The organism is Massilia sp. Root418 (genome assembly GCF_001425265.1).
In the GTDB taxonomy this organism is placed as follows: Bacteria; Pseudomonadota; Gammaproteobacteria; order Burkholderiales; family Burkholderiaceae_D; genus Rugamonas.
Genome location: NZ_LMEC01000008.1, coordinates 1 through 7,261, shown reverse-complemented (window position 1 = coordinate 7,261; position 7,261 = coordinate 1). Strand labels below are relative to the sequence as shown.

Genomic DNA, 7,261 nt, shown 5'->3' with positions numbered 1-7,261 from the left:
GAGCGTTTAATAATTTGAGCTAAGAGGCTTGCGCCTCCGGCATCATCATCAAACGCCCACACTTATCGACTGTTAATTTTTAAAGAATTCTGCGTTACTTGCTGAAGCGTTTTGTTCAGCAGCAGAGAGGCGATATTATGAGGCTTGTCTTTACTTCCGTCAACCCTCGTTTTCTACCGCTTCCTGCGCTGCGTATGTTCAGCAGCGCGGGGACAGAACTATAGCAAAGGCCGGCCGCGCTGGCAACAGTGTTTTGGCATATACTTTCCTGAGCAGCGACAGCAGCGATTCGACAGGAGTCAGGATGGTCCCACACGAACTGCCGGCCGGAAGCCCGCCCACGATACTGGTGGTGGACGACTCGCCTTCATTCCTGACCGCCCTGCTCGACCACCTGTCTTCCCGCGGCTTCCTGGTACTGATTGCGCGCCATGCGGAGGAAGGCCTGATGCGCGCGGAATTCGGCCTGCCCGACCTGGTGCTGATGGACGTGGTGCTGCCGGGCATGGATGGCTTCGAAGCCTGCCGCCGCCTGAAGACCAGCGATACCACGCGCGATATCCCCGTCATTTTCATGACCAGCCTGACCGACGCGCGCCAGAAGGTGAGCGGCTTCGAAGCGGGCGGCGTGGACTACATCACCAAACCCTTCCAGATCGAGGAAGTGCTGGCGCGTATCAACACCCATCTGGAGCTGCGCAAGGCCAACCGCGAGCTGCAGCAGATGTTCGAGCAGCTGAACCGCGCGAAAGAGGAGCTGGTGCACAGCGAGAAACTGGCGGCGCTGGGCGCGCTGGTGGCCGGCATTTCCCACGAACTAAATACCCCCATCGGCAACAGCCTGATGATCGCCAGCGCCTTCGAGGACCAGACCAGCGAAATCCGCGCCATGTTCGCGCGCGGCGAGCCCATGAAGCGCTCGGTGTTCGACGGTTATCTGTCGAACGCCAATACGGCGGTGGAGGTACTGGTGCGTAATCTGCACCGTGCGGCCGACATGGTGTCGAACTTCAAGCAGGTCGCGGTGGACCAGACCAGCGCGCAGCGCCGCACCTTTCTGCTGGCCGACGTGGTGTCGGGGAACGTGCTGACCTTGCTGCCCACGATACGCCGCACGCCCTACACCGTCACGCAGGAGATCCCTCCGGCGCTGATGATGGACAGCTACCCCGGCCCGCTGGGCCAGGTCATCACCAACCTGCTGACCAACGCCATCACGCACGGCCTCGACGGGCGCGACTATGGCACCATCGCCATCAGTTCGGGCGGCGAGGAGCACGGCAGCGTGGTGCTGACCATTTCCGACGACGGCAAGGGCATCAGCGCGGACAACCTGCTGCACATTTACGAGCCCTTCTTTACCACCAAGCTCGGTGTGGGCGGCTCGGGACTGGGATTGCACATTGTGCACAATATCGTCAGCGATATCCTGGGCGGGCGCATCGATGTGCGCAGCACGCCGGGCGCCGGCACCACGTTTACGCTCACCCTGCCAGTGACGGCGCCGATGCGTTAGCCAATTCTTTTAGGCGCCTGCGGTTATTCCTGATCCAGCCGGCCAGCGCGCTGCCGGACATGGGGGCCGCCACCAGCGCGCCTTGCGCCAGCTCGCAGCCCAGGCTGCGCAGCAGGGCCAGGTCTTCAACCAGTTCCACGCCTTCGGCCACGGCCGCCATGCCCATCTGGTGCGCGGCGTCCAGGGACTGCTGCAGCAGCGCCCGGCGCGGCGGGTGCCGGGACGCTTCGTGCACGATGACGGGGTCGATGCGCAGCTCCGTCAGCGGGCAGCGGGCCAGCTGCTGCTGCGTGGTGTGCCCGGCGCGGTAGCCGCCCAGCGCCAGGCCGAAGCCGCGCACGCCCAGGTGTGCCAGGTTGGCAATGGTGAGCGGCGCGCCGCCGGCCAGTACGGCCTCCGGGCATTCCCAGATGACGGTATGCGGCGCCACACCGAACTCGCGCACCAGGGCGCTGAGCTGGTCGACCTGGGCGCGGTCGGCCAGCGTTTCGGCCGGCAGCTTGATGGACATGCCCAGCGAGATCAGGCCGATCTCGTGCCAGGCGTGCAGCTGGCGCAGCGCTTGCGCGGCGATCTCCGCAGTGAGCGGCGCGATCAGGTCGGTCCCTTGCAAGACCGGCATGAAGCGTGCCGCCCGTATCAGGCCGCGCACGGGATGCGTCCAGCATGGCTGCACGTCCACGCCGCGCAGCATGCCGGTGGCGATGTCGATGCGCGGCTCGTAATAAGGCAGGAACTGGCCTCCCGACAGCGCGGCCGCCACTTCGTGCAGCGCCGGCAGGCCGGTGGCCGTGGCCTGTCGCAGGCCGCTGGTGTCGGCCCGTTCCAGGATTTCATTGAGCACGTCCAGCTGCAGCGGCTTGAGCGCGGTGCCCAGCAGGGCCACGCGCGCCGCGCGCTGCGCCATGCCGGCCTGCGCTTCGTGCAGCCGCTCCTGGCGCGCACTGGCCACCAGCAGGCTGGCCGCCAGTTCCAGTTCGCACACGTGGCGCATCAGTTCCATGCCGTCCATGCCGGGCATGTCCATGTCGGTCAGCACCAGTTCCACCGGCATGCCGCGCGCATTGAGCTTGCGCAGTGCGTCGATGCCGTCGCAGGCCTGCAGCACGTCGCCGAAGCCGGCCTGGCGCAGCAGGCCGGCCATGTGGTCGCGCTGGACCGGACTGTCCTCCACCACCATCGCCGTGCAGCCGCTCCAGTCAGCCATGAGCCGCCTCAGGCCAGGAAGGAATTCATCTGCTGCACGATCTCGCGCCCGATCTGCTCCAGCGTCACGGTGCGCTCCACGCCGCCGCGCTTGACCGCCTCCTTGGGCATGCCGTACACCACGCAGCTGGCTTCGTCCTGCGCCACCGTGTAGGCGCCGGCGTTGCGCATCTCCAGCAGGCCGGCTGCGCCGTCGTCGCCCATGCCGGTCATGATCACGCCCAGCGCGTTCGAGCCGGCGCACTTGGCCACGGAGCGGAACAGCACGTCCACGGACGGCCGGTGGCGGTTCACCAGCGGGCCGTCCATCACTTCCACGAAATACTGGGCGCCGTTCCGGCGCAGCAGCATGTGCTTGCCGCCTGGCGCAATCAGCGCGCGGCCAGGCACCACGCGGTCGCCGGTCTGGGCTTCCTTGACGGTGATCTCGCACACGGAGTTCAGGCGCTCGGCGAAAGCGGCCGTGAATTTCTCCGGCATGTGCTGCACGATGACGATGCCGGGCGAGACACGCGGCAGGGAGGTGAGCACCACTTCCAGCGCCTGCGTGCCGCCGGTGGAAGTGCCGATAGCCACCACGCGCTCGGTGGTCTGCGTCATGGCGCGGCCGTCGGCGGCGGGCAGAATGGCGTCGGCGGTCAGCTTGGCCACCGGCTGCAGCGGCGCGGCGCGCCCGGCCAGGCGGCGCACATTGGCCACGGCGGCGGCGCGCACCGCGGCCACCAGTTCGTCTGAGCTGTCGTTGAGGAACTGCTTCAGTTCCAGCTTGGGCTTGGTGATGATGGACACCGCGCCGGCGGCCATGGCTTCCATGGTGGTCTTGGCCGCCTTGGCCGTGAGGGTGGAGCAGATCACCACCGGCGTGGGACGCTCGGCCATGATCTTGCGCAGGAAGGTGATGCCGTCCATGCGCGGCATTTCCACGTCCAGCACGATCACGTCCGGCCACACGGTCTTCATGCGCTCCATGGCCAGGATGGGGTCGGCCACCGCGTGCAGCACCTGGATATCCGGCGCCTTGTTCAGCAGCGCCGTGACGACCTGGCGCACCACTGCGGAATCGTCCACCACCATCACGCTGATTTTCTTCATAAACGCTCCTTCAACGACTTGACCGCGGGTGTGCCAGGCGGCCCCTGGCGCACCCACACGTCGCCGGTCCTGACGTTGAAAATAATGTGGCGGTGGCCGACGCCGAACAGGCTCTCGGACACCACCGGTATCCTGTGCTGCTCCAGCAGGCGTTCGGCGGTTTCGCCGTTGCGCCGGCCTATGCCCAGGCTGTCGCCGCGCTCTATGCCGGGAAACATCATGCCGCCGCCGAACACCTTGGCCTGGCATTCGGTTGGATTGATGCCGGCGTGGCGCAGTTCTTCCAGCATCAGCCTCAGCGCGCCTTCGCAATAGCGTCCGTTCAACTGGCCTTCATCCTCGCTATCCTTGTCGCCCATGGTCAGCAGGAAGTGCGACATGGCGCCCACCCGTTCCCGTGGATGCCAAAGCGTAATCGATACGCAGGAACCGAGCAAGGTGCGTATCCTGTGCCGCGCGTCGCCCACGAAGTGTTGGCCGGGCAGCAGGAAGACGTCGATGACAGACATGCCGCCCTCATACCTTGCGGTAGACCGACGGCGCCAGCACCTGCAGCGGACCGGCCATGTCGTGCAGGCTTTCCGAGTGGCCGATCAGCAGGTGGCCGCCGGGCCGCAGCGCGGCCAGCAGCCGTCCCACCACCTCGTGCTTGGTGGCGGGGCTGAAGTAGATCAGCACATTGCGCAGGAAGATCACGTCGAACTGGCCGAACTTGGGCGGCGTGGGCGAGTTCAGGTTCACCTGGTGGAACTGCACCCGCTGGCGCAGGCGCTTCTCCACCAGCACGGTGCCGTCCTGCTCGGCCACGCCGCGCAGGCAATAGCGCTTGAGATAGGCCTGCGGGATGTGGGTGGTGCGCTCGCGCACGTAATGGCCGGTGCGCGCCGCCGCCAGCACGCGGGTGCTGATGTCGGAGGCGTACAGCTCCCATTCCTGCGCGCCCAGCACGTCGTCCAGCACCATGGCGATGCTGTATGGTTCCTCGCCGGTGGAGCAGGCCGCGCTCCACACGCGGAACGGGCGGCGTTGCGCCAGCGCGTCGGCGGCCAGCTTGCGCAGCAGGTCAAAGTGCTTGGACTCGCGGAAGAAGTAAGTCTCGTTGGTGGTCAGCAGGTCAACCGCGGTCTGGGTTTCCGCCGGCGACTGGCCGCTGGCTATCATGTTGAAATACGCGCCGTAGGTGCTCAGCTTGTGGTGCGCCAGGCGCTTGGCCAGGCGGCCGCTGACCAGCGCCTTCTTCCCGGGCGCCAGCGTAATGCCAGCCACTTCGTAGATGAAGCGCTGGAACTGGGTGAACTCCCTGTCCGAAATGGGTTCGACAGTCATCGAAGCAGCATCCGCCATCCCTTCCCTCCGTCAAAACCGGGTGAACTGGCTTTCATCCGGCTCGTTATCCGCGTTCACCATCCTGCGCGGCGCGGGGCGCGGCGCAGCCACCCGGGCCGGCGGCTGGCGCACGCCGGCCCGGCCACGCGCGGGCAGCGCGGGTGCCGCCGCCATGCCCACGTTGAAGAAGGACATGGTGTGCTGCAGTTCCTCGGCCTGGCTGCTCATCTCTTCGGCCGTCGACGCCAGCTGTTCGGAGCCGGCCGCATTCTGCTGCGTGGTCTGGCTTAGCTGTCCCATCGCCATATTAATCTGACTGACGCCGGTGGCCTGTTCTTCAGACGCGGCGGTGATTTCCTGCACCAGGTCCGACGTCTTTTTAATGTTGGGCACCATGGAGTCGAGCAGGGTGCCAGCCTTTTCCGCCAGGTTCACGCTGCTGCCGGCCACCGTGCCGATTTCCTGCGCCGCCACCTGCGCGCGTTCGGCCAGCTTGCGCACTTCGGCCGCCACTACGGCAAAGCCCTTGCCATGCTCGCCGGCGCGCGCCGCCTCGATGGCGGCGTTCAGGGCCAGTAAATTGGTCTGGTAGGCGATATCGTCGATGATGACGATCTTGGTGGCGATCTGCTTCATGGCCGCCACGGTTTCCTTCACGGCCGAGCCGCCCTCGGTGGCTTCCATTGCAGCCTTGCTGGCCATGGCGTCGGTGACCTTGGCGTTTTCCGTGTTCTGGCTGATGGATGCCGTCATCTGCTCCATCGAGGCGCTGCTTTCCTCGACGCTGGCGGCCTGCTCGCTGGCTGCCTGGGACAGCGACTGCGCCGTGGCGCTCACCTGCTCCGAAGCGGCGGCCAGCGCCGCCGCGCTGTCGTTCACCTCCGACACGACCTGAGACAGCTTGACCACCGCCGAATTGGCAAAGCCCATCATCTCGCCGAACGCGCCTTCGTATTTCTTGTCGATGGTGCGCGTCAGGTCGCCGCCGGCGATGGCCTCCATCATGCCCACCATGTCGTCGATGCCGCCCTGGGTCGTGGTCACCAGCTGGTTCAGGCCGTCAGCCATGTCTTTCTGGAAGCCCTGCAGACCCTGCAGGTCGATGCGGCTGCTGAAATCGCCCCGGTTGGCGGCCTGCACCGCAGCGCGCTGGCCGTCGATCACCTGCGTCAGCTTGGCCACCATATTGCCCATGGCGCGCAGCAGCTGGCCGGTTTCGTCTTTGGCGTCCGACTGCAGCGACACGGCGAGGTCGCCATCGGCCAGGCGGTTGGCGGCCTGCACGGCGTTGTTAAGGGGCAGCGTAATGCTGCGCGTGATGAAGACCGCGGCCAGCACCGACAGGATCACCAGCAGCACCAGCGCCGAGACGATGAGCTGGCGCGCACGCGCGCTGACCGCGCTCATCTTGTCGTCGGCCTGCCGGGGGGTTTGGGCGGTGATCTTGCGCAGCTGGTCGAGCGCCTCGGCCAGCGGTTTGTCGGCGCCGCTGACCGCTTTGTCGAGGGTTTCGGCGTCGTTGACCTTGTTTGCACGAAGTTCAACGATTTTATTGAGAGCGTTGCGGTAGACGACGGTGTCCTGGTGGACCTTGGCCAGGATGCGCTCCTCCTCCGGCGTCATGCGGCCGGTGGCCTTGTAGTCGTCATCCACGCTGTCGATGATTTCCAGCTGGGCGATCAGGCGCTTGTCGTAATCTTCGCCGCGCAGCACGTAGTTCTTGAACATCTGGACCGCGCTGCCCAGGGCGACCGAGCCCTTGGTGGTGGCGTTGGCCTTGGCGATGGCGTCTTCCTTGACTGTTTGCCACTGGCTGTTCATGGCCGAGATCTCGGTGTAAGCCATCAGGCCGAACAGCAGCGACAGCAAGGTAAGCAGGCCAAACGCAAAACCAAGACGCTTCCCGATCGAGAATTTCCCCAGCATGGCACCTCCTCCAGTCCAGTTATGTCTCCACATGCTAGGCTGAGCCCTACGTGCAAGCAATAGAGCCCGGCAAAAAAACGGACAGCAAGCCACAAACGCAAAAAACCCCGCTCAGATCACTGAGCGGGGTTTTGCTTATAACTAGCCTGACGATAACCTACTTTCACACTGGTTGCAGCACTATCATCGGCGCAA

Annotated in this window: 6 protein-coding genes; 1 reads left to right on the top strand and 5 read right to left on the bottom strand. The window is 65.4% G+C overall.

The window, feature by feature from the left end:
- Positions 1–304: 304 nt before the first annotated feature.
- Entirely contained in the window at positions 305–1,516 is a 1,212-nt protein-coding gene (locus ASC94_RS07470; protein WP_056392867.1) for a sensor histidine kinase, read from the top strand.
- Here the strand turns inward: ASC94_RS07470 and ASC94_RS07465 are convergent.
- The 5 genes from ASC94_RS07465 to ASC94_RS07445 are packed head-to-tail and all read right to left on the bottom strand — an operon-like array spanning position 1,485 to position 7,066.
- Positions 1,485–2,723, bottom strand: a complete 1,239-nt coding sequence (locus ASC94_RS07465; protein ID WP_056392865.1) for an EAL domain-containing protein — start codon at positions 2,721–2,723, stop codon at positions 1,485–1,487. The genes ASC94_RS07470 and ASC94_RS07465 overlap by 32 nt on opposite strands.
- 8 nt (positions 2,724–2,731) lie before the next feature.
- Entirely contained in the window at positions 2,732–3,814 is a 1,083-nt protein-coding gene (locus ASC94_RS07460; RefSeq protein ID WP_056392862.1) for a chemotaxis response regulator protein-glutamate methylesterase, read from the bottom strand.
- Positions 3,811–4,323 (bottom strand): chemotaxis protein CheD, encoded by a 513-nt coding sequence (locus tag ASC94_RS07455; protein WP_200955603.1) that lies wholly within the window; start codon positions 4,321–4,323, stop codon positions 3,811–3,813. The genes ASC94_RS07460 and ASC94_RS07455 overlap by 4 nt, the downstream gene beginning before the upstream one ends.
- A gap of 7 nt (positions 4,324–4,330) precedes the next feature.
- A complete protein-coding gene (locus ASC94_RS07450) occupies positions 4,331–5,140 on the bottom strand; it encodes a protein-glutamate O-methyltransferase CheR (RefSeq protein WP_056392868.1) in 810 nt (269 codons plus the stop codon).
- 30 nt (positions 5,141–5,170) lie between these two features.
- The gene (locus ASC94_RS07445; RefSeq protein WP_056392860.1) at positions 5,171–7,066 is read right to left on the bottom strand and encodes a methyl-accepting chemotaxis protein; all 1,896 of its coding nucleotides are present in this window, start codon (positions 7,064–7,066) and stop codon (positions 5,171–5,173) included.
- Between the last annotated feature and the right edge of the window lie 195 nt (positions 7,067–7,261).